The sequence below is a fragment of the Mesorhizobium sp. M0800 genome (assembly GCF_040320095.1).
GTDB lineage: Bacteria > Pseudomonadota > Alphaproteobacteria > Rhizobiales > Rhizobiaceae > Mesorhizobium.
This window is the reverse complement of the sequence record NZ_JAMYOZ010000007.1, coordinates 97,963-119,155: the sequence shown is the minus strand read 5'-3', so window position 1 is coordinate 119,155 and position 21,193 is coordinate 97,963. Positions and strand designations below refer to the sequence as shown.

18 protein-coding genes and 2 pseudogenes are annotated in these 21,193 nt (G+C 61.0%); 14 read left to right on the top strand and 6 right to left on the bottom strand.

The annotated features are described in order from the left end of the window. The first annotated feature begins 169 nt into the window (after positions 1–169). A complete protein-coding gene (locus tag NKI18_RS11880; RefSeq protein ID WP_352458053.1) occupies positions 170–850 on the top strand; it encodes a hypothetical protein in 681 nt (226 codons plus the stop codon). A 76-nt stretch (positions 851–926) separates the two neighbouring features. On the opposite strand, the gene NKI18_RS11875 is transcribed toward NKI18_RS11880, so the two are convergent. After that, the gene (locus NKI18_RS11875) at positions 927–1,379 is read right to left on the bottom strand and encodes a nucleoside deaminase (RefSeq protein WP_352616866.1); all 453 of its coding nucleotides are present in this window, start codon (positions 1,377–1,379) and stop codon (positions 927–929) included. A 76-nt stretch (positions 1,380–1,455) separates the two neighbouring features. On the opposite strand from NKI18_RS11875, the gene NKI18_RS11870 reads away from it, so the two are divergent. From NKI18_RS11870 to NKI18_RS11850, 5 genes are all read left to right on the top strand, one after another. Further along, positions 1,456–3,243 (top strand): pseudouridine synthase, encoded by a 1,788-nt coding sequence (locus tag NKI18_RS11870; protein WP_353019767.1) that lies wholly within the window; start codon positions 1,456–1,458, stop codon positions 3,241–3,243. After that, positions 3,224–3,778 carry a 16S rRNA (guanine(966)-N(2))-methyltransferase RsmD gene (gene rsmD / locus NKI18_RS11865; RefSeq protein WP_352616872.1) on the top strand — a complete coding sequence of 185 codons (555 nt, stop codon included), beginning with the start codon at positions 3,224–3,226 and terminating at the stop codon, positions 3,776–3,778. Before NKI18_RS11870 ends, rsmD begins: the two co-directional genes overlap by 20 nt. 97 nt (positions 3,779–3,875) lie before the next feature. Next, complete coding sequence (locus NKI18_RS11860) at positions 3,876–5,240, top strand: M16 family metallopeptidase (RefSeq protein ID WP_352616874.1); 1,365 nt, start codon at positions 3,876–3,878, stop codon at positions 5,238–5,240. Positions 5,241–5,529: 289 nt separating this feature from the next. Continuing rightward, complete coding sequence (locus tag NKI18_RS11855) at positions 5,530–6,780, top strand: M16 family metallopeptidase (RefSeq protein WP_502900688.1); 1,251 nt, start codon at positions 5,530–5,532, stop codon at positions 6,778–6,780. Then, a complete protein-coding gene (locus tag NKI18_RS11850; protein ID WP_352569779.1) occupies positions 6,777–7,646 on the top strand; it encodes a patatin-like phospholipase family protein in 870 nt (289 codons plus the stop codon). Before NKI18_RS11855 ends, NKI18_RS11850 begins: the two co-directional genes overlap by 4 nt. Positions 7,647–7,735: 89 nt before the next feature. Here the strand turns inward: NKI18_RS11850 and NKI18_RS11845 are convergent, their stop codons facing one another. Further along, positions 7,736–8,632, bottom strand: a complete 897-nt coding sequence (locus NKI18_RS11845) for an MBL fold metallo-hydrolase (protein ID WP_352474998.1) — start codon at positions 8,630–8,632, stop codon at positions 7,736–7,738. Between NKI18_RS11845 and NKI18_RS11840 the strand changes: the two genes are divergently transcribed. Together NKI18_RS11840 and NKI18_RS11835 are read left to right on the top strand one after the other, a co-directional pair. Next, the gene (locus NKI18_RS11840; protein ID WP_352617027.1) at positions 8,610–8,744 is read left to right on the top strand and encodes a hypothetical protein; all 135 of its coding nucleotides are present in this window, start codon (positions 8,610–8,612) and stop codon (positions 8,742–8,744) included. The two genes, NKI18_RS11845 and NKI18_RS11840, sit on opposite strands and share 23 nt — an antisense overlap. 30 nt (positions 8,745–8,774) lie before the next feature. Beyond that, a pseudogene (locus NKI18_RS11835) lies at positions 8,775–9,680 on the top strand (LysR family transcriptional regulator). A gap of 170 nt (positions 9,681–9,850) precedes the next feature. Here NKI18_RS11835 and NKI18_RS11830 read toward each other — a convergent pair. The 3 genes from NKI18_RS11830 to NKI18_RS11820 all read right to left on the bottom strand — a co-directional run bounded on the left by NKI18_RS11830 (position 9,851) and on the right by NKI18_RS11820 (position 12,763). Next, positions 9,851–10,393 (bottom strand): dihydrofolate reductase family protein, encoded by a 543-nt coding sequence (locus tag NKI18_RS11830; RefSeq protein ID WP_352616879.1) that lies wholly within the window; start codon positions 10,391–10,393, stop codon positions 9,851–9,853. A 224-nt stretch (positions 10,394–10,617) separates the two neighbouring features. Continuing rightward, entirely contained in the window at positions 10,618–12,348 is a 1,731-nt protein-coding gene (locus NKI18_RS11825; RefSeq protein WP_352616881.1) for an adenylate/guanylate cyclase domain-containing protein, read from the bottom strand. Positions 12,349–12,520: 172 nt separating this feature from the next. Then, positions 12,521–12,763, bottom strand: coding sequence for a dihydrofolate reductase family protein (locus tag NKI18_RS11820; RefSeq protein ID WP_352616884.1), 243 nt, complete (start codon positions 12,761–12,763; stop codon positions 12,521–12,523). Between the two features lie 682 nt (positions 12,764–13,445). Here NKI18_RS11820 and NKI18_RS11815 point away from each other — a divergent pair. Continuing rightward, a complete protein-coding gene (locus NKI18_RS11815) occupies positions 13,446–14,750 on the top strand; it encodes a COG1470 family protein (protein ID WP_352616885.1) in 1,305 nt (434 codons plus the stop codon). 164 nt (positions 14,751–14,914) lie between these two features. Here the strand turns inward: NKI18_RS11815 and NKI18_RS11810 are convergent. After that, a pseudogene (locus NKI18_RS11810) lies at positions 14,915–15,401 on the bottom strand (cation efflux transmembrane domain-containing protein); the annotation flags it as partial. Positions 15,402–15,883: 482 nt separating this feature from the next. On the opposite strand from NKI18_RS11810, the gene NKI18_RS11805 reads away from it, so the two are divergent. The 5 genes from NKI18_RS11805 to NKI18_RS11785 all read left to right on the top strand — a co-directional run bounded on the left by NKI18_RS11805 (position 15,884) and on the right by NKI18_RS11785 (position 21,056). Beyond that, entirely contained in the window at positions 15,884–16,360 is a 477-nt protein-coding gene (locus NKI18_RS11805) for a very short patch repair endonuclease (RefSeq protein WP_352616890.1), read from the top strand. Positions 16,361–16,557: 197 nt separating this feature from the next. Further along, positions 16,558–17,541 carry a DNA cytosine methyltransferase gene (locus NKI18_RS11800; RefSeq protein ID WP_352616893.1) on the top strand — a complete coding sequence of 328 codons (984 nt, stop codon included), beginning with the start codon at positions 16,558–16,560 and terminating at the stop codon, positions 17,539–17,541. After that, entirely contained in the window at positions 17,542–19,482 is a 1,941-nt protein-coding gene (locus NKI18_RS11795) for a hypothetical protein (protein WP_352616895.1), read from the top strand. It begins immediately after the preceding gene. Further along, positions 19,472–20,311 (top strand): hypothetical protein, encoded by an 840-nt coding sequence (locus NKI18_RS11790; RefSeq protein ID WP_352616898.1) that lies wholly within the window; start codon positions 19,472–19,474, stop codon positions 20,309–20,311. Before NKI18_RS11795 ends, NKI18_RS11790 begins: the two co-directional genes overlap by 11 nt. Then, positions 20,304–21,056: a DUF6339 family protein gene (locus NKI18_RS11785; RefSeq protein WP_353019763.1), complete on the top strand. Its 753-nt coding sequence runs from the start codon at positions 20,304–20,306 to the stop codon at positions 21,054–21,056. Before NKI18_RS11790 ends, NKI18_RS11785 begins: the two co-directional genes overlap by 8 nt. The last annotated feature ends 137 nt before the right edge of the window (positions 21,057–21,193 follow it).

Here is a 21,193-nt window from a genome sequence, read left to right as displayed (position 1 = left end):
GGCCGATCGGCCCCCGCGCGTTGCCCTTAACGAGTGGTTGAGGTAAACACGCGAAACTCCGGACGACAAATTGTCGCCGGAATTCCGTCGGAAGAGCATAGGCGATGGGGACCGGACCTTTCTTTGGCCGGCGGCAATCGAGAGGCTGTCTACAGTGGGACTTTTTGGCATGACCGAGAGAACTTACGCGCGCGTTGCGCTGCTGGCGCCGCTTGTCGTATCGGGCCTCGCTTTGTCCGGCTGCATGGGCTCGCCCACTTACGGGACCGACAAGACCGCGGGCGCGCAGCTTGCCGGCGACCTCACCGGGGCTTTTTCCTTCGCACCCAAGCGCAAGGATAGTATCGACTACAAGCCGCGCCCCACGCTGGTGAAGCCAGGGCCGGGGCAGAAGGAAGTCTTGCCGCCGCCGCAGGAAAGCATCGAGACGGCAAGCGCCGAATGGCCCGAATCGCCGGAGCAGCGCCGTGCCCGCCTGCGCGCCGATGCCACCCTGCATCAGGACGACCCGGCCTACCAGGCGCAGGTCATCGATGACGTGCAGACGGATCCGGCGTCGGTCAAGGCCGCGCTGAAGCAGTCGGGCTCGAGCCACCCGCCAGCCTGGACTCCGGCCGATTCGGACAAGAGCCGCGCCGCGGAAATCATGCGCCGCCGGGCTGAAGGCAAACAGGGCGACCCGACCACCCGCAGATATCTGAGCGAGCCGCCGGTGCAATACCGCGCTGCCGCCGCCACCGCGCCGCAGGGTGACCTCGGCGAGGACGAGTACAAGAAGGAACGCCGCCTCAAGAGGGAGGCGGCCGCCAAGAGTAAGAGCGGCGGCATGTTCGACTGGCTGCCCTGGTAGGCTGACGGCGCCGGAGACGTTCTTGCCTGGATTGGCTGGCTGGATTGGCTGACTGGGATTTGGACCGTCTGCCGGATCAGGGTCCGCGTCGCTCGCGAAAAAAGTCTTTCAGCAGCGCTGCTGCAGCGTTTTCGGCCATGCCCGGATAGATATCGGGCACATGGTGGCAGGTCGGTGACGTGAAGAAGCGAACGCCGTTGACCACTGCGCCGCCCTTCTCGTCGGCAGCGCCGAAATAGAGCCGGCGCAGCCTGGCGAAGGAGATGGCGCCGGCGCACATGGCGCACGGCTCCAGCGTCACATAGAGATCGTGGCCGCTGAGCCGCTCGCTGGAAAGCTTGCGGCAGGCCTCACGGATCGCCAGCATCTCGGCATGGGCGGTGGGATCGGCAAACTCGCGGGTGCGGTTGCCGGCACTCGCAACGACCGTATCGCCGCCGACGACGACCGCGCCAACCGGCACTTCGCCACGCAGGGCGGCGGCTTCGGCTTCTTCAAGCGCCAGCGCCATGAAATCCTGCCGCTTCACGCGGTTTCCATTCCGATTATCTCCTCGCCACTAGAGCGCGATCCTGTTACTACCCGCGCAAACGAGCAAAGGCCACATGGACGACAAAAACAAGAAATTCCCGCGCAAGGCCGGCCCGAAGCCGGCGGGTCCGCGTGGTCGCGATGGCGCTTCCGGCAAGGGCGGCAAGCCGCCCTTCGGCGCCAAAAAACCTTACGCTCCGCGCGGCGACCGGCCGGCAGCTGCCGAAGGCGAGCGGCCGAAGCGCGACTTCAAAGGCGGCGACAGGCCGTTCAGCAAAGGGCCGCGTCCGGAGGGCACGCCTTATGAAAAGCGCGAAGGTCCGCGCAAGCCTTACGCACCGCGCGGCGACCGGCCAGCAGCTGCCGAAAGCGAGCGCGGCGAGAGGCGCTTCGACCGTCCCAAGCGTGATTTTGGCGATCGTCCCAAGCGTGATCTTGGCGGCGATCGACCGCAAGGGCCACAAAGGGCACAGGCCGCATCGGAAGGCGGCTTCAAGCCGCGCCCGCGTCGCGTCGAGGCAACGGAAGAAGCCGGCGAACGCATTGCCAAGCGGCTGGCGCGTGCCGGCCTGGCCTCGCGCCGCGACGCCGAGGAATTGATTGCGGCCGGCCGCGTCAAGGTCAATGGCAAGGTGTTGTCCTCGCCGGCCTTCAACGTCATGCCCGGCGACATCATCCATCTCGACGGCATGGAGATTCCGCCGATCGAGCGCACCAGGCTGTTCCTGTTCCACAAGCCGGCCGGCGTGGTCACGACAAACCGCGATCCCGAAGGCCGCAAGACCGTCTTCGACGTGCTGCCGCCCGGGCTGCCGCGGCTGATGACCATCGGCCGGCTCGACATCAACACCGAAGGCCTGCTGCTGCTCACCAATGATGGCGGCCTGTCGCGCGTGCTCGAACTGCCGGCGACCGGCTGGTTGCGACGCTACCGCGTGCGCGTCCACGGCAAGGTCGAGGAAAGCGCGCTTGCCGGCCTGCGCGAAGGCATTGCCGTCGACGGCGTCTTTTACGGCGCCATCGAAGCGACGCTCGACCGCGAGCAGGGCTCGAACGCGTGGCTGACACTCGGCCTGCGCGAAGGCAAGAACCGCGAGGTCAGGAACATCCTGGGCGCGCTCGGTCTCGACGTGACGCGGCTGATCCGTATTTCCTACGGGCCGTTCCAACTCGACGATTTACCGGAAGGCCATGTGCTGGAGATCAAGGGCCGCGTGCTGCGCGACCAGCTCGGCGAGCGCCTGGTCGAAGAGTCCGGCGCCAATTTCGATGCCGATATCGCCAAGCCGTTTTCCAACAAGCCGGTCAGGCGTGAGCGCGAGGAGGAGCCCGAGCGGCCGAAATTCACCCGCGACGGCGAACGCCGGCCGATCGGCGAGGGCGGCCTGATCAAGAACCGCAAGCGGCGCGAGGGCAGCCGCGACGAAGCGCTCGGCAAGCTGTCGACAAGCCCTGACAGGAGCTTTGCGCCAAAAAAGAGCTTTGGCGAGCGTGGCCCCAGACCTGAACGCAGCGACTTCGGGGACAAACCCCGTGGCGACAAGCCTCGTGGCGGCTTCGGTGGGAAAAAATCCGAACGCGAGCAGCGGCCGATCGAGCCGCCGGGCCAGCGCAAGGCCAATGTCTGGATGGCGCCGGGCGCACGGCCGATCGGCAAGGGCAGGGCGGAGGCAGACGCCGCCAAGGCGGCAGAAAACAAGGCGCGCAAGGCATCGTTCAAGCCGTCTTACGGCAAGCCCGGCGGCAAGCCGCAAGGCGGCGGTGCAAAGCCGTTCGGCAAACCGCGCGGCGAGCGCCCGGATGGCGGTGGCGACCGGCCGCGCGGCGGCCCGAAAGGAAGCAATGCGGATCGTCGGCGGTGAGTTTCGCGGGCGTCCGCTGGCGACGCCCCGCACCTTTGCCATCCGCCCGACCACCGACCGCACGCGTGAGGCGGTCTTCAACGTGCTGGCGCATCGCTTTCCCGAAAGACTGGACGGCGCGCGCGTGCTCGACCTGTTCGCCGGCACCGGCGCGCTCGGCCTCGAAGCGCTGTCGCGCGGCGCCTCCTACGCTGTCTTCATCGAGGAATCCGCCGAAGGGCGCGGCTTGATCCGCACCAATGTCGAGGCCTTCGGCCTCACCGGCCGCACCAAGATTTTCCGCCGCGACGCGACGGGCTTGGGCGAGGCGGGCACCATCGCCGCATTCGGCCTGGTCTTCGCCGATCCGCCCTATGGCAAAGGCCTTGGCGAACGCGCGTTGCGCTCGGCCAAGGCCGGTGGCTGGCTCGCCCCCGGCGCGCTCTGCGTCGTCGAGGAAGCGGCGGTGGCGCCGTTCGAGGCAGGGCCGGGCTTTTCGGTTGTCGACGAGCGCAACTATGGCGAGACGGTCATCCGGTTCATCGAGGCCGCCTGAGTTCGGCTTCCACGATGGCGCCTTCAAAATGACGAACAATTCGCTTTGCCTCGACCAGCAACCCCGCCTATCGTCCCACTACAAACCGGAGCCATCTATGACATTTCAGGCTGAATGGCTGCGCGGAACGCTCTTGGGACTGGCTCTGGTGATGGCCGCGCCGGCTCTGGCGGATAACAATCCTGACGATGGCGTGGTGACCGATTTCCTGCTCGACAACGGCATGGAGGTCGTCGTCATCCCCGATCACCGCGCCCCCATCGTCACCCATATGGTCTGGTACAAGATCGGCAGCGCCGACGAGCCGCCGGGCAAGTCCGGCATTGCCCATTTCTTCGAGCATCTGATGTTCAAGGCGACCAGCAACCATGCGACGGGCGAGCTCGACCGTGCCGTCGCCGCCATCGGCGGCTCGGACAACGCCTTCACCTCCTACGACTACACCGCCTTTCACGAGACGGTGGTGCCTCAGGCGCTCGGTGAGATGATGGGCTTCGAGGCCGACCGCATGCGCAATCTCATCCTCAACGACGACGTCATCAAAACCGAGCGCGACGTCATCCTCGAGGAGCGCCGCTCGCGCATCGATAGCAATCCGCAGGCGGTGCTCGACGAGGAGATCGACGCCACGCTGTGGCAGAACCAGCCGTACCGCATTCCGGTCATCGGCTGGATGCAGGAGATGGAGAAGCTGAACCGCACCGACGCGATGGCCTTCTACAACAAATATTATACACCCAATAACGCCGTGCTGGTGGTGGCCGGCGATGTCGAGCCGGAAACGGTCAAGGCGCTGGCCGAAAAGACCTATGGCAAGATCGCGCGCGGCCCGGACCTGCCGCCGCGCATCCGCCCCGTCGAGCCCGAGCAGAACACCAGGCGCACGGTGACGCTGACCGACGGGCGCGTCAGCGTGCCGAGCTTTACCACGCAATGGGTGGTTCCGTCCTATCACACGGCAAAGCCCGGCGAAGCCGAAGCGCTCGACGTGCTGTCCGAAATCCTCGGCGGCGGCAACCGCAGCCGGCTCTACCAGGAGCTTGTCGTCAGGCAAGGCATCGCCGCCGAGGCCGGCGCCTTCTTCCAGGGCACCATGCTCGACGACACCAATTTCACCGTCTACGGCGCGCCGCGCGGCGATGCCAAGCTTGCCGACATCGAGGCCGCGGTCGACGCCGAGATCGCCCGCATCGCGAAGGACGGCGTCACCAGCGACGAGCTGGAAAAATCCAAGGACCGTTTCGTACGCTCGATGATCTTTGCCCGCGACAAACAGGAGGACATGGCCAACATCTACGGCTCGACGCTCGCCACTGGCGGTAACGTCCAGAACGTCCAGCAATGGCCGGACCGCATCCGCAAGGTCACCGCCGACCAGGTCAAGGCGGTCGCTGCCCGCTATCTCAATCTCGACCACGCAACGACCGGCTATCTTCTGCCGCAAACTCAAGCTGGGAATTGATTTGATGATGAGCCAGCATGGTCCCGCTCTGCCTTCTCCCCTCGTGGGCTCCTCCCCTTCTCCCCTTGTGGGAGAAGGTGGCCGAGCGAAGCTCGGTCGGATGAGGGGTGTTCCAGCTTGGCACCAACGGCACTCCGTCCAACACCCCTCAACCGTCTCGGCGCTTCGCGCCGATCCACCTTCTCCCACAAGGGGAGAAGGGAAGCGCCAGCACGCCCGCCCTCCTCTAGCAACCCTGTTCCTCTCCCTCGTCTTCCTCCTCCTGCCGGCGCTTTCCGCTCGCGCCGCCGTGAATATCCAGGAGGTGACCTCGTCGAAGGGCATCACCGCCTGGCTGGTGGAGGATTATTCGGTGCCGATCGTCGCCATCCGCTTCGTCTTCGATGGCGGCGCGACGCAGGATCCGCCCGGCAAGGAAGGGCTTGCCAATCTGATGAGCGGCCTGTTCGACGAAGGTGCCGGCAACCTCGACAGCGAGGCCTTCCAGATCAAGCTTGACGATGTCGGCGCCGAGATGAGCTTCGATGCGCAGCGCGACGGCATCTACGGCTCGATGCGCATGCTGGCCGAGCAGCGCGACGGCGCCTTCGACCTGTTGCGCGTGGCGATCAACCAGCCGCGCTTCGACCAGGCGCCGATCGACCGCATCCGCTCGCAAATCCTGTCCGGCATCATCGCCAACGAGCGCGATCCCGATACGCTCGCCCAACGCAAATGGCTGGACGCGATCTACGGCAGGCATCCCTATGCGCGGCCCGACCAGGGCACCAGGGAAAGCATCGCGACGATCACGCCTGCCGATCTCAGCGCCTTCCACAAGGCGAATTTCGCCCGTGACGGCCTGCATATCGCAGTGGTCGGCGCCATCGACGCCGAGACGCTGAAGCAGAAGCTCGACCTAGTGTTCGGCAGCCTGCCGGAAAAGCAGGCGCTCACGCCCGTTCCCGACATCGACCTGAAGCTCGGCCAGCAGCTCGAGGTCGTTTACGACCAGCCGCAGGCCTCGCTGCAACTCGCCTATCCCGGCGTGAAGCGGAATGCGCCGGATTTCTTCGCCGCCGTGCTGATGAACGAGATCCTCGGCGGCGGCACCTTCACCTCGCGGCTGTTCGACGAGGTGCGCGAGAAGCGCGGCCTGGCCTACAGCGTCAGCTCCGACCTCGTCGACCACCAGCATTCCGAGGCGCTGTCCATCACCACCTCGACCCGCGCCGATAGGGCGGCCGAGACGCTGGCCGTGGTGCGCGACGTGGTCAAGCGCATGGCCGATGAGGGGCCGACCGAAGCCGAGCTGGCGGCGACCAAGAAATACATGATCGGCGCCTATGCCATCAACAATCTGAATTCCTCCGGCGCGATCGCCTCAACGCTGCTCGAGATCCAGCTCGGCAAGCTCGGCATCGACTACATGCAGCGCCGCGCCGCCCTGATAAACGCGGTGACGCTGGACCAGGTGAAAGCGGTGGCGAAAAAGCTGCTGTCCGCCGAGCCGGCCGTCATGGTGGTCGGGCCGAAGCTCGGCGCGGCCAACAAGGGATGAGCCCTAGCTTCGGCATTGCCTTTGGCGGCGGCGGCGCGCGTGGGCTGGCGCATATCCATGTCATCGAGGCGCTGGACGAGCTGGGCATAAGGCCGGCAGCAATCGCCGGCTCGTCGATCGGCGCCATCATGGGCGCCGGCATGGCCTCGGGCATGACCGGCAAGGACATCCACGACTATACGCGCTCGATCCTCGGCCGCCGCGCCGAAGTGGCGACGCGCATGTGGCGGGCGCGGCCCGGCACTTTTGCCGAAGCGTTGCAGGGCGGCTTGCGGGTCAGCCAGTTCAATGTCGAGCGCATCCTCAAGGCGTTCCTGCCCGACGCCATTCCCGAAACCTTCGCCGAATTGAAGATACCGCTGAAGGTGACGGCAACGGACTTTTATGGCCACCAGCTCGCCGTGTTCGACGAAGGCGAGCTGCATTCGGCGCTGGCCGCTTCGGCAGCGATCCCGGCGGTGTTCCGCCCGGTGATGCGCGACGGCAGGCTGCTGATCGACGGCGGCATCTACAATCCCGTGCCGTTCGACCTGATCGAGCTCGACGCCGACATCATCATCGCTGTCGACGTGGTCGGCGCGCCGACCGAGGCGGGCCGCAAATTCCCGACCTCCGTCGACCTGATGTTCGGCGCCACGCAGCTGATGATGCAGTCGATCATCGCCAGCAAGCTGAACCAGAGCCGGCCCGACATTCTGATCCGGCCGGCCGTCTCGAAATACCGGGTGCTCGATTTCATGAAGGTCGAGGCGCTGATGGCAGAGACGGTGGCGATCAAGGACGAGCTGAAGCGCGAGATCGAAAAGGCGGTCGAGGCCCGCGCCAAAGCCGAAGCCAGCAAGCGCACCAACCGTCTCGGCGGATGACCGTAATCAAGCGTCCGGCGTCAGCGCCCGCTGGACCATGAGCGTATCCTTCGTAAGTGGCGCGGATCAGCTCGCGATTGGCGGCCATCTCAGCCCCACTTCATCTCGCCGGTGGCAACCTTGGAGCCGATGTCGAGCGCGACGCCCATGCCGAGGCCGGGGAAGCGGGCTTCCATGGCGCTCTTCAGTGCGGCCGCGTCCTTGGCCTTGGCCAGTTCTTCCTCGAAGGCGATGAGATAGGTCTTGGTGTGCTCGACGCCTGAAAGGTCCGTAGCGGCCTCAGGCGTCATGTGCCCGGGCACGACGATTGCCGGCTTGCGCGCCGCGATCTTTTCGAGATTGGCGAGCCAGGCGGCGCGCAGTTCCCTGGTCGGCGTGTCGGCGGTCCAGACATGCACGCCGGCAAAGATCATCACCCCGCCGAACACCGCATTCAGCGACGGCACGAAGAGATAGCGCCGGTTGGCGAGGCCTTCCGCGGCGACGATCTCGATGGTCTCGCCATCGACGCTGAGCGTCTTGCCGTCGAATGCTTCGGGGATGACGACGTCGGCCAGCGCCTGCGGGCCATTCTCCTTGAGCTGCGGCCCCCAGACGGCGAGCTTCTTTTCGACATTGCCGTTGATGGCGGCCACCGTCTCGGCTGCGGCGATCACCCGTGCCTGCGGGAACGCCTGCTTGATCGGCTTGAGGCCGAAATAATAGTCCGGGTCGGACTGGCTGACATAGATGGTGGTGAGCGTCTTGCCGGTCGCCTTGATCGCCTCGGCCACGGCCCGGCCGTCGGGGTAAGTGAAACCGCCATCGATCAGCACGGCTTCGGCGGCGCCGGAGACCAGCACCGGGGCGCGAAAGAAGCCGTTTTGCCCGGCGGGGAAATGTTTCCAGGAAAGCCCGCCTGCCGCATGGCCAAGCCCGGCGGGAGCAAAGACCGCGGCAGCGCCGGCGGCGAGGGTGGTTTTCATGATGCTTCTCCGTGTGAACATGGATGTCTCCTGGAATGCGGAACTCGGCGGCGGCCTCGATGCCCGCAAGATGGCAAAAGCGGAATGCGTATTGAAGGCCGACAAAATAGACGTAATGTATGCCATTGCCTGACAATGAGACTGCCTCCGCCATGAGCGAAGCATGAACCTGAACCGGCTGGCCTATTTCGCGGCGGTGGTCGACGCCGGCTCGTTCACGCGGGCCGCCGAGCGGCTGGGCATCACCAAGGCGGTGGTCAGCCAGCAGGTGGCGCGGCTGGAGCGCGATGTCGGAACGACGCTGCTGATCCGCACGACGCGGCGCGTCCATCCGACCGAGGCCGGCCGAACGTTCCATGCCCGCTGCCTGCAGGTCCTGCAGCAGGCCGAGGATGCATTCGACGAGCTCGCGTAGGCCGCCGCCGAGCCGACTGGCACGCTGCGCATCGCCGCGTCCAACGACTACGGCACATCGGCGGTGGTGCCGGTGGTCGCCGCCTTCAGCGCGCGCTATCCCGCCTGCCGGGTGGAGCTGACGCTGGGCGACGAGACGATCGACCTGGTTTCCGGCCACATCGACGTGGCCATCCGCGTCGGCTGGCTGGCCGATTCCAGCCTGCAGGCCCGGCGCATCGGCACCTTCCAACAATTCATGGTATGCGGCGCCGGCTTTGCAGGCCGGTTCACCGCCGGCGAACCGCAAGACCTCGCCGGGCTGCCCTTCGTCGCCAACATGGCGCTGCGCGAACCGCTGCTATGGCAATTTTCGCGCGGCGATGACGAGCAGCAGGCCGTGCGCATGCAGGCAACGATTTCGATCGACGCAACGCCGGCAGTCCTGGCAGCGGTCCGCGCCGGCGCCGGCCTGTCGGTGCTGCCGGACTTTTTGGTGCGGGACGAACTGGCCGCCGGGCGGCTGGTGCAGATCCTGCCCGAGTGGCGGCTGCCCTCCGGCGGCATCTACACAGTCTACCCCGCCGCCCGCTTCCGCCCGCCCAAGGTGACGAGGTTTGTCGAGATGCTGATCGCGGCCGAGCAGAAGCTGGAGGCAGGCGGGCGGGGGCGCTGATGGGCGAAGCTGCGATCTCCCCCTTGAGGGGGAGACGGCCGGCAGGCCAGAGGGGGTCGGTTCGACCGAGCGCGGCCTGCCTCTTGCGTCGGTGGGGGTTGGCGCATTACGCGAGACGCCCCCTCTGCCCTGCCGGGCATCTCCCCCTCAAGGGGGGAGATTGGCCGTCATCACGGCTTGCCCATCCCAGCCGCATACTCCAGCGCCACCACGCCGTTGCTGAATTGCGTGGCCGAAATCAGCTCGAGCGGCAATTGCGCGCCGGGCGGGAACAGCAGCTTGCCCTGGCCGACGGCACCGGGGTAGCTGAGCAGCCTGATGCGGTCGACCAGGCCGTGGCGCAGCAATTCCTGCGCGACGCTGAGGCTGCCATGCACATAGATGTTGCCGCCGCTGCCTTGCTTCAGCCCTCTGACGGCGTCCGGCAATGCGCCCTGCAGCAGCTCGGCCGGCTGCCAGTCGAGCGCCTGCAAGCTGGTCGAGGCGACATATTTCGGCAGCGCGTTGAACCGGTCGGCGAAGTCTCCGGTCTCCTTGGGCCACGAGCCGGCAAAGATCTCATAGGTCGTGCGCCCCAACAGCATGGCGCCACTGTCGGCAAGCTCGTCGTCCTTGAACTTTTGCATCTCATCGTTCCAGGCCACGCTCGGCAGCTTCTCGACCTCGGCAATGCCATCGACGCTGATGAATTCGGAGATGATGAGTTTTCTCATGGCGGGTTCCTTTCTGTCAGGGCCGAATGGCGCGGGCCTTATGCGACATGCGCAGTCAACTAGCGCGGCGCTTTTTCAGGGGGAGGGTTTTCCCTGTTCGCTTCCAAAGACCGATACCGTGGGAAAAGCTTCTCCGACCTGCCCATCGTTCGGTCATGCCACAAGGTCCGCATCGGAGGCCGGTCTTTTTTGCCGATTGGATCTGGGTCGTAGTCACGGGCTGGCTACAGGTGGGCAATACCGGCTTTCAGCAGTCCTTCGCGGACGTGCTGCACATCAGACTCCTGGGCAAAATGCAGGGTGGCGATAAATGAATCGAGGTCGAATTGGGGATCGAGCGTTCCGATCTTGCCTAGATGCGCCGCGGCCGCGATTTCGTCGCCGAGCCAGCCGTAGCAGGCAGCGGCGAAAGCGTGCTGAGCCGAGTCCATGGTTGACAGATGCATGAAAGCTTCGATCGCCTCGCCATACTGGCGCGCGGCGAAATGCGCCTTTCCCAGATGGCTCCAGAACCTCTCCGGGTGGTGCGGGTTCAACTGCATCGCCTTGCGGATCCATTCAATTCCCTCTTCCGGCCTCCCGAGCCACGTCAATAACTCGCCTTGCTGCACCACCACGAGGTCGTAATTGGGATTGAGGGCCAGCGCCCGCTCTTGATGGTAGCGCGCAGTGGTCAGCTCATTGTTGTTCACGTTCACTGCCGCGAGGATGCGATGGACATCGGCATCGTTGTTGTCCAGCGCCAGCGCCCTGTCCAGCGCTGCCATGATGTGGTTCCAGACGGCATCCCTGTCTTCGCACCAGTTATGGACCCAGGCCTGGCCAAGAATGCAGGCCCGCCAGGCATGGGCATGGGCATAATCGGGGTCGAGCGTGACGGCCCTTTCTATCAAGGTTTGCGCGCGTTCATTATCCGCAATCGTGCTTCGGTGATGCAGCACCTTGGCAGCAAGCACACATTCATACGCGGCCATGTTTGCGGGTTTCGCCCGCGCGAGCTGGTCCCGCTGAGCCGCCTCGACACGACCGGGCAGCGTGGCTGCGATCGCCGCGGTCACCTCATCCTGAATCGCGAATATGTCGTCCAGCTTCCGGTCATACTTGTCTGCCCAAATATGAGCGTCGTTCGCCGTGTCGATGAGCTGAACCGTCACGCGCACCCTGTCGCCGATCTTGCGGACGCTTCCCTCCACCAGGTATTGGACGGTGAGTTTCTCGGCCACCTCGCGCACATTCACGGCGCGGTTCTTGTAGACGAAGCTGGAATTGCGCGAGATGACGAACAGCTCATGGTGGCGGGACAGTTCGGTGATGATGTCCTCGGTCAGTCCGTCCGCGAAAAATTCCTGCTCAGGGTCGCCGCTCATGTTGGTGAACGGCAGCACCACTATCGAAGGTTTCGAGATGGATCGCTTTGCCTCGACTTCCGGCAGGGCAGGACTGTCAAACCCGACGCGATAGAGGCGAACCGGGCGGCTGATGTTCTTCAACGTCTTCTCGCCCAGGTCCTCCATGGCAATTTCGAGACGGTCGGCAATTTGGGTCGCCACCGCTGCGGTCACGCAGATACCGCCGACGTCGGCGAGTTGCTCGATGCGCGAGGCAATATTGACGCCGTCGCCGAAAATGTCCTCGTCGTCGAAAATGATATCGCCGAGATTTATGCCGATCCTGAATTCGATACGCCGTTCTTGCGGCACATCCGAATTGCGCCGTTTCATGCGCTGTTGGATTTCCACGGCGCATTTGACGGCATCGGTCACGCTCTGGAACTCAACGAGCATGCCGTCTCCGGTGGTCTTGATGATCCGGCCCTTGTTCTTCGCGATGGCGGGATCGACCAGTTCTATGCGATGGGTCCGAAGGCGTGCGAGCGTGCCGGATTCGTCGGCCTCCATTAGCCGACTGTAGCCCGCCATATCGGCAGCCAGAATTGCGGCTAGTCTCTGTTCCATCGCTTGAACCAAAAACCAAGCCTATCCTTCCTGGGCTGCCAAATCCAGCAATTTGGGCTTGTGGCTGAATCAAGACGTCTTCTACCGCAGCAGCAAGAAATGGCGGATCAGAACCTTCCGCCAGGTGGCTGCGAACTCGATCGCATCAATGGCGGGAGGGATCCGCGCGGCGTCAAGCTCGTCGAGGCGATATATTCAGCAGCGCGTTGAACCGGTCGGCGAACTCTCCGGTCTCCTTGGGCCATGAGCCGGCAAATATCTCATAGGTCGTGCGCCCCAAAAGCATGGCGCCGCTGTCGGCAAGCTCGTCGTCCTTGAATTTCTGCATCTCATCGTTCCAGGCAACGCTGGGCAGCTTCTCGACCTCGGCAATGCCGTCGACGCTGATGAATTCGGTGACGATGAGTTTTCTCATGGCGGGGCTCCTTTTGGCGGAGGGACGGGCCGAGCGGGGCTTCCGAGAACCGCGCCGTGAAAAACAAAATAGAGCAGCGCATTGTTGTTTTAAGGCGACGTCAGACACGAGCGTCGACCTTCGACGATCTGAGGCTTTGCGCCAACTCAAACCGGCAGCAGAAGCGCGAGGGCAAGCGGAAGCAATGTGGACGGCCGGTGCTTGTTTGTCCACGATGGCCGCTTTTGACCCGAAGCGGTCACCCGGATTTGCTCGCGCTACGGCGCAAGTTGGACCCAAACCCGTCCTTAGCATCGACACTACTAGCTTCACCGCATGCCATCATCTATAAGTTGAGTTGAACGGCATTTCAGGCTGAGTAAAATCCAACGGCAAAAGAGGCGAGGGGGATCCAACTATGGTTCTGCCGACAAGCATTCGAGTTGCGGCTAAGCCGGGCGAAACAGCAAATAAGACATTCTATTTAGGCGCGTTCCCAGGTCAAGTAACGTTAACCGCAAGAATCTCCGGCGGCGACTCCCTTATCCGGGTCGATGACTTCTACGCAAGCAAGAAAGTGTACATACCTTCTCCATATACGGACCCTTGGGACGATGGGCCTCCGACTGGAGGCGACGGCTCAGACCCCAGTGGTCACTACGAATTGCAGAGACTCGCGAGTGCTGGCGAGGGAGAGCCGCTTGTGGTAGAGGCGGGCGCCGATATTTCTGGAGGTATTCGGTTTATGGCGCCTGCCAACTCGCCGCACACCTGTCATTCAGCAACACTGGTCATCGAAGCTTCGGCCGACTCGCGCGTCGAGGTACCAATCCAGTTCATCATCGGCAGTATTATGGTGGAGGTCCTCGATACGCCGATCGAGGTCACGGTCGGCGAGAGCGTACCGTTCTCGGTTCGCGTGACTCCCTCTTGGCCCTTTGACGTCGAACTCACCCTCAGCGCTGATGCGCTCCACGTCGTCGTCCCGCCGCAATCACTCAAAGTCACCGACGGTAGTAGCGTCACGACGTCCCTGACGCTCCACGCGCGCAGGTTAATGGACCCGGGCCAATACACCGAGACCCTCTGGGTCAAGTGGTTCTCCGATATGGACTTCACTCTCCCCTTCGAAGTGCGGCTCAAGAAGCCGGTTCCGCCGCCGGAACTCGAGCCTGATCGCGCCATTGATCTGATACATCAGCACTACCTGCGCACGGGTGGTCGACTCGGGCCGCTTGGTTATCCGACATCTGAGGTGCGGGTTTCGAGTTATAAGGCAACTAGGCAGTATCGTGGCGGTCAAATTGAAGCTACATTGAACGCCCGCGATTCAATTGGGGTAATAACTCAGGCTCTCAAGACACAAGAGTCTCGGGTTACCTTCCTTGGCTTTAGATGCATCCGTGAATCGGAGCATGATGGACTATCGGGCACTGACGAACCTTACTTCGTGATTGCGGTTGACACCGGCAACGGTGTGCCACTAACGAAAAAATTCGGCCCCTTCGAAAATACTGAAACTGGAAGGGAGACTGGTGTTGGCGCTTTCCTAGTCAATGGCAACGCCCCCAACCCTCTGTCGATTAGGGTGGAAGCATACGAGCACGATCATGGCGATCCGGACGAGACCGCGAGAGCAATTCAAGAGCAGATGGTAGAATTGGCGCAGGCGGCGCAGTCCATCGCATCAGGGTCAGGTGCTGATGCGGCGGACGGACCCGGGATCGGGCCTGCCGCTACCGCAGGAGCCGTAGGACTTCTTGCTGGACCATTGGGAGCGCTATTGGCGGTCGGAGTCGTTTCTGTGCTTGGCCTCGGTGACGACTGGATCGGCCAGGGCGTCGCGCTCGCGTTCACCAGACCAGAACAGGCTAAAACTCCGCCTCCGCTGGGAACGTTCCAGGGCAACCCATTCAATGCTAAGATTGATATAAATGGCGGGCCAGAAGGACACTACGAACTCTTCTTTGACATACACGTTAAAGAAGTAGAACAAACTACGCTCTAGCGATAAGGCCGTTGATTCGGAGCTCACCGTGGCGCCGACGACGGGGTAATCTCCGGCGGCTGCTTATGGCGCAACCTTCCTTTTCGAGCACCGGAAAATTTGACCTGATGCAGACAGCGAGGCGGGTATTTTGGACATCCGCTCTTGCTCACATAACTGACAGATTACTCGGCAGGCACAGTCGTTCGGTCGTGTGCGCCTTCGCGGTATTCGCTCCAGGCCTGCCGCAGGATTTGCACCGATGAGGTTAGAAAGATACCGGCCATAAGTGCGGCGACCGCCAGATCCGGCCATGCGCTCGACGTACTCCAAACGCCGAGATCCGCGGCCATCACCACCATGTTGCCGATGGCGTCGTTGCGCGAGCAGCCAAACCGAGCGGACATTCGCGTCACCATCCTTGTAGGGCATCAGAAAACCAACGGAAGCGAGATTGGCGGCAAGGGCCAGAAAGCCGATGATGCCCATGACTTCCGCGCTGGGTACGCCGAGGATCAGCGTCTGATAGACGGTCGAGCCGAAAACCCAGAGCGCCATCAGGCTGAGCGACAGACCCTTGAACAGCGCAGCCGTTGCGCGTGTCCTCAGGCTCGCACCGATGACCGCGAGGCTCAGCCCATAGGTGACGGTGTCGGCGAGGAAATCAAGCGCGGCGCTCTAGTGTCTTAGTCTATCTCAGACACTAGCGTCGACCTCCGTCGACTTGATGCTCGGCGCCGATTGATGAGATCATCGCCAACACTGAAACAGTGCCGCCCGAACGCATCTGGAGGGTCGAAACACAGCCTGCTCGACTTGTTGAAGGTAGATGCCTTGCTGGCCGAGACGGCCGATATCAAGGACGAACTGAAGCGCGCGGTGGAGAGGGAGGTGGGAGGCGGAGGATTGGCGCTGCCAAGGCTAAGCGGAGCAAGGCTGTGGGCGGTGAGGGGCGGGGTTTTGCTGGTGGTGGAAGCTTGATGCTTGGTGCACTGAATCGAACAGCCGGCGGCAATCAAACCGGATCACGGTGTAAGCCCTTCGAGACGTCTGGTGCCATCTAGCACGTACGTTTGAAAACACGGGGAAATTGACTCTGTTGCCAGGCGGGTTTTGATTGCGCCTGGTCTCCTAGCCATCATCTTAGTGTCTCTATGACAGACAGACATACTCAAGAGCAGCGCAGCCACAATATGAGGAGGATTCGGGCCGTCGGAACGGCACCCGAACAACGCGTGCGTCGGATCGCACATGCCCTCGGGTTCCGCTTTCGTTTGCACCGCAAAGATCTTCCGGGCACGCCGGACCTGGTCTTCCCCCGCCATCGAAAAGCTGTCTTCGTGCACGGCTGCTTCTGGCATCAACATCCAGGTTGCCGTTACGCTTGCCTGCCTGCTACTCGTCAAGATTACTGGCTTCCCAAGCTTGCGCGCAACGCAGAGCGTGATGCTGAAGTTCGGACGGCACTCGAAGCCAATGGATGGCGAGTGCTCGAAATCTGGGAATGTCAGACCCGCGATTTAGAGCTTGTGCGTCAGCTACTGTGGCATTTTTTCAACACCCCGCCGCCCCTTCAATCGACAACGCTATGCGGTGGCTTTCCTGCTGCAGGGACCTACAAGAGCTGCTAGGGTAGATTGGTCCGATCGAAAGGTCGTGCACATATGGGCTCTTTCATCCCAGCTGGGGCTTCTGCACGAATCAGAATAAGTCCGGCCTAGGTGAACGGTCGGAGTGAACGAGTGAACTTGCCTCCAGAGAAATCACAAGTGTTGAATAACCTGCCGGGTTTCGCCGGTCGGCCCATCCGGTTCGGGACTCGGCAGAAATGAAGTGCGGCGCTCTGTTTTCGGGCATCGGCGGTTTCTGTTTAGGCTTTGAGAAGGCGGGCTTCAGCACTGCGTGGGCAGTTGAGTTGAACGAGCATGCGGCTGCGACCTATCGACAAAATCTTCCCGATGTTCGCCTTCTCACCAAGAGCGTTACCGAAGTTAGCGTCGAGGGCGACCGTCTTGAACCGGTGGATGTGCTTCACGCCGGCTTCCCGTGTCAAAGCTTCTCACAGGCTGGCGAGCGTCGCGGCTTTGAAGATCCCCGAGGGCAACTGTTCTACGAGATTATCCGTCTTATCAGTGAATTCGGCGCCGGCAAGCCAAAGGTTTTGGTGCTCGAGAATGCGCCGTTCCTTCGTTACGGCGAGGGTGGCGCCTGGTTTCTCGAACTTCAGCGTGCGATCCGCAAGGCGGGTTATTGGTTCCGGCCTGAAAACAGCTGTGAGCTGACTGCCAACGAGCTGACCGCCCTGCCGCAACAACGGACGCGGCTGTTCATGGTAGCACTATCTATGGACGCATTTCGTAGCGGCCGTTTCGAATTCCCAGCCGGGCGAGATCAAACTCCAAAAAACATGCGCAAATATATAGATTTCGACGGACACGCGGAAGATGAGTACTATCTTCCGAATGAGAATCGATATTTTAAGATGATAAGCAGTAGTGTTACAGACCGCGAATGTCTGTATCAATTAAGGAAATATGAAGTACGCGCCAAAGAGCCGGGGGTCTGTCCCACGCTGACTGCAAATATGGGCCTCGGCGGGCACAATGTTCCGTTCATCATGAACAGCCGCGGTCTCCGGAAACTGACCGAATATGAATGTCTGCGACTTCAAGGATTCCCCGACGATTTCGCTTTTCCTGACGATGTTCCGCGTGCCAAACGCTATGTTCAAGTCGGCAATGCAGTAACAGTTCCGGTAGCACACCTATTAGCTGAAAAGGTCCGGGACAGATTGGAAGAAGAGGGGGGCTAGATGGCCAAAATCGGATTCGAATTCCCGGTCGACAATTCAGATCAATGGGACGGCTTTAATGATCCAGGTATAGAGCATTTCACCGGAAACCGCTTACAACATCTCGGTCGCGAGGTGCCCCAGAACACGATTGATGCAAAAATTGGCTCACCCGCGCGCATTGCAGTCTCTGTGCGCAAGGTCCCGGTCAAAAGCTTGCCCGGGATTGACGATTTGAAGGTAGCAGTCGCTCGGTGTTCGCAGGCCGCGCTTGGTGAAGACAGTGAGAAAGCAGTTAAATTCTTTGCCGATGCTACTAAACTTGTAAATGGCAAAGACCTTTATGTCCTACAGCTCCGGGACTCGAACACAACTGGCCTTGAAGGCCCGTGCGTAAACGGCAAACCTTTTTTCGCGATGATGAAGGCTACCGGTCAGAGCAAAAAAGTTGGAACGTCAACTGGTTCGTTCGGGATTGGAAAATTTGCGCCGTTTACGGTTTCTGAGCTCCGCACGGTCTTTGTCAGCACGGTGTGGGCTGACAAGCACGGCAAACTTCACCACTACGTTCAAGGTAAGTCTGTGCTGATGTCGCATCTCGATGCCAGAGGCAAAACGCGGCGAGGTACAGGTTTCTGGGGCGTGCGTGACCAGTGTCAGCCTGTCGAAGGGTTCAGCGACGAGATTCCTGTTTGGCTGAGACTCGCGGATAAAAATGGTTCGCTCGATGGCCAGCAGGGCACGATGCTCAGCATCGTCGGCTTCACGCCAACTAAAGGCTGGCAGAATGTGCTCGCTGCCAACATTGTTGAAAATTTCTTTGGCTCTATCAGTCGCGGTGAACTTGAAGTGAGCATCGAAGGCGGTGCGACGATCAGCGCGACGACGCTTGGTGATCTGCTCGCCGATGTTGCTATTAAAACGTCGGTTAGCGACCAGGCCGGCGAGCCCGAAAAATTCGATAATGTCGCAAGCTATCTTCGTGCCTTGGAGGGCGGCACCGAGGTGAGCATAGAAAAGTCTGAAAGCTACCATTTGGGCGAATGTGAGCTCCGCATACTTGTCGGTGAGAATCTGCCACGCAAAGTGGCTGTCTTGCGAAACGGAATGCTCATCACCGAGACGCTACCCGGTCTTATCCGTTTCGGAGATTTCAAAGAATTTGCGGCTGTTCTTGAATGCCCGACCGAAAAGGGGTTGGAAATGCTTCGCGCGATGGAGCCGCCCCGCCATGACGCGTTCGAACCTGATCGGCTCCCACCAGATCGCCGTCAGCACGGCCGTACTGCTCTTCGCGAGCTTGCGGCATGGGTGAGGAAGATGCTCACGCGCCATGCGAAGGACCCGGTTGCCGAAGAGACCAGCCTGGATGAACTGGCGGTATTCTTCGGGGATGAAGACGACGAGGGCGTTGCCAAGCGAAAAGATGAGAATCCAAACGGTACGATCGTCATCAGAGCCCGTGCAATCAAGCCAAAGGCCGGGGGTGCAATACTCGGCGGTGGTGCTGCAAGCGTAGACGATGAGGAAGATGGCGCCGGAGATGGAAGCGGCGACGGCGATGGTGATGGCCCCGGTCAGGGGGGCGGCAACGGCGGTGGCGAAGGCGGCGAAAATGAGGGAGGGGGAGGCAATCAACCCAGTTCGGCCGGGGGAGCGTCGCAGCAACGGCGCACCCAGAGTTCAGGATTGCCGCTTCGCGACGTTCGGGCGGTTCCGTTGTCTGCCAATCGCCGCCGCGTTGCCTTTACCCCTTCTGAATCCGGGACATTCACAATCGAGCTACAGGATTCCGGCGCTGATACAAACTACCCGCTGGCAGTTCATACTGTAAGTGAGGGGGCCGTCAACGCTGGCCGGATCGAAGGCATTGTGGCTAAGGCTGGTACGCGTTGCGTTATCGAGGTGGAGCTTACCCAAGAATTTCAAGGTACGCTGAGAGTGGTCGCCAATGCAATTTGACCTGCTAAGAGCATTTCCGTATCCGGTGCTTCGGCCCGGTGTCGACGACTATAGGGATAGCGATATTCAGGCAACAGTCGATTTTGAGCAATCTGCAGATAGTGCGACGGTCACTGCCGAGGTCGATTTTGCGCTCAGTGTCGCTGAGATCAAGGCTCTCGTTGATCAGGGCAAAGCGGATTATGTAGTGGTTTTCGCCTGCCGAGATACCTATTTCCGCAAAGCTTCGATCAGCAAAGAACCGACCTTTACTGAAACCTTCTCGGCCGGCGAGTTACGCGGTGAGGTGCTTGTATATCCTTACATTATCGCTTCCGCCAACATTGACGATTTTCACTGCCCATGGATTAATGCAGAGTTCGGACCTGGCCCATTTGAGTTTCCAAATGGTGCCGTGCTAGCGCTCGACCAACCACAATCGATCTACATCGATCGTGATGCATTCAAGCCGATCAGCTCGTGTTTTCTGCTCGTCAAGAGTGACTCGGTCCCCGACAATGAATGGCAGGTTCGGGCGGACGGTGAGAAGGTGCAGATCGCAGTAAGTCCTTCGCTCAAGGCGCGCATCGACGCAGCTCGGAATACCAAAGAAAATCGAGCGATTTTAATAAACTCGGTTTATTTCGGGGCGGTAATGCAGTGTTTGAGTCTTCTAAGGCAAGGAGAGGACCACGATGATTTCCGTTGGGCGAACATTTTTAGGCAACGGATGATCGAGCAGAATATCGATCTAAACAAGCATCATGAAGCTTGGATTGCGCAGCAACTAATGCGTCACCCGATTAGCATTCTTGACAGCTACTTTTTCGGGGAGAAGGGGAATGAGTAAATTGCGGTTTCTTCGATCTGTTGCGCTCGAAGAATTGCGCAATGGTATTGCGCAAAATCTGGCTGCATATCGCATGGGTGATTTCAGCGAAATTTGCTACGATCCAGCATACTGGTTCGAACATAGCGTCGAGTTCGACGAAACGAGGATGACAGCTCTCCATGCGCCAACCGATGGCAAATACTTCGAAGTCGAAAACTGCGGCATCATCTATGGTGCACTCCAGGGGTTGAGCCCTTATGAAGCGCGAGATGAACGTCTTTGGACCTACCTCAGTCATACCGCTCTGCTCGAACATGCGCGTCAGCGCTGGCCGATTCCGGCTGACGACAAGGTTGCAGTCAGACATATCGCCAAGCATTTCTTCGCTCGTGACAAACGACAGGTAGAACGAGACAATGTCGGATCGCGCCTTTGGTGGATGGCGCATCTTTGCGACCGAATAACCTCTGTCGAACGGGAGCGAGCGCTCCAGGCTTTCCTATTCCGGTCCGATGTGCGCGCTAATTTGGTGGAACGCCCGACAACGTCTCAATGTTCGGAGCTTTTTGGCGCCATCTTGCATAAGCTTGCTTTATCGTTGGAAGGCGGAAAGCACCTCTTCGAACGACCGATTTTCCGAAAGCTTATGATGGAGATCAATTCGGTTGGAGGTTACAAACTCTTAGATTGTCTGTCTGGCCCACAGGTCGGGGCTATTCTGGATGATATTATCGACAACAAGTTAAAACTTTCGAGGTTGTGACGGTTTCTATTAGTCAGTGTTGGATTTCTGTCGTTTAGCCAACCGTATTTGCAGCTCGCTTGCGGTTTGTCGGATCATAAATAGTGGCGTACTCCTGAATCACCCTCCGCCACCTCGATCTCGTCCTCGGGGCGCAC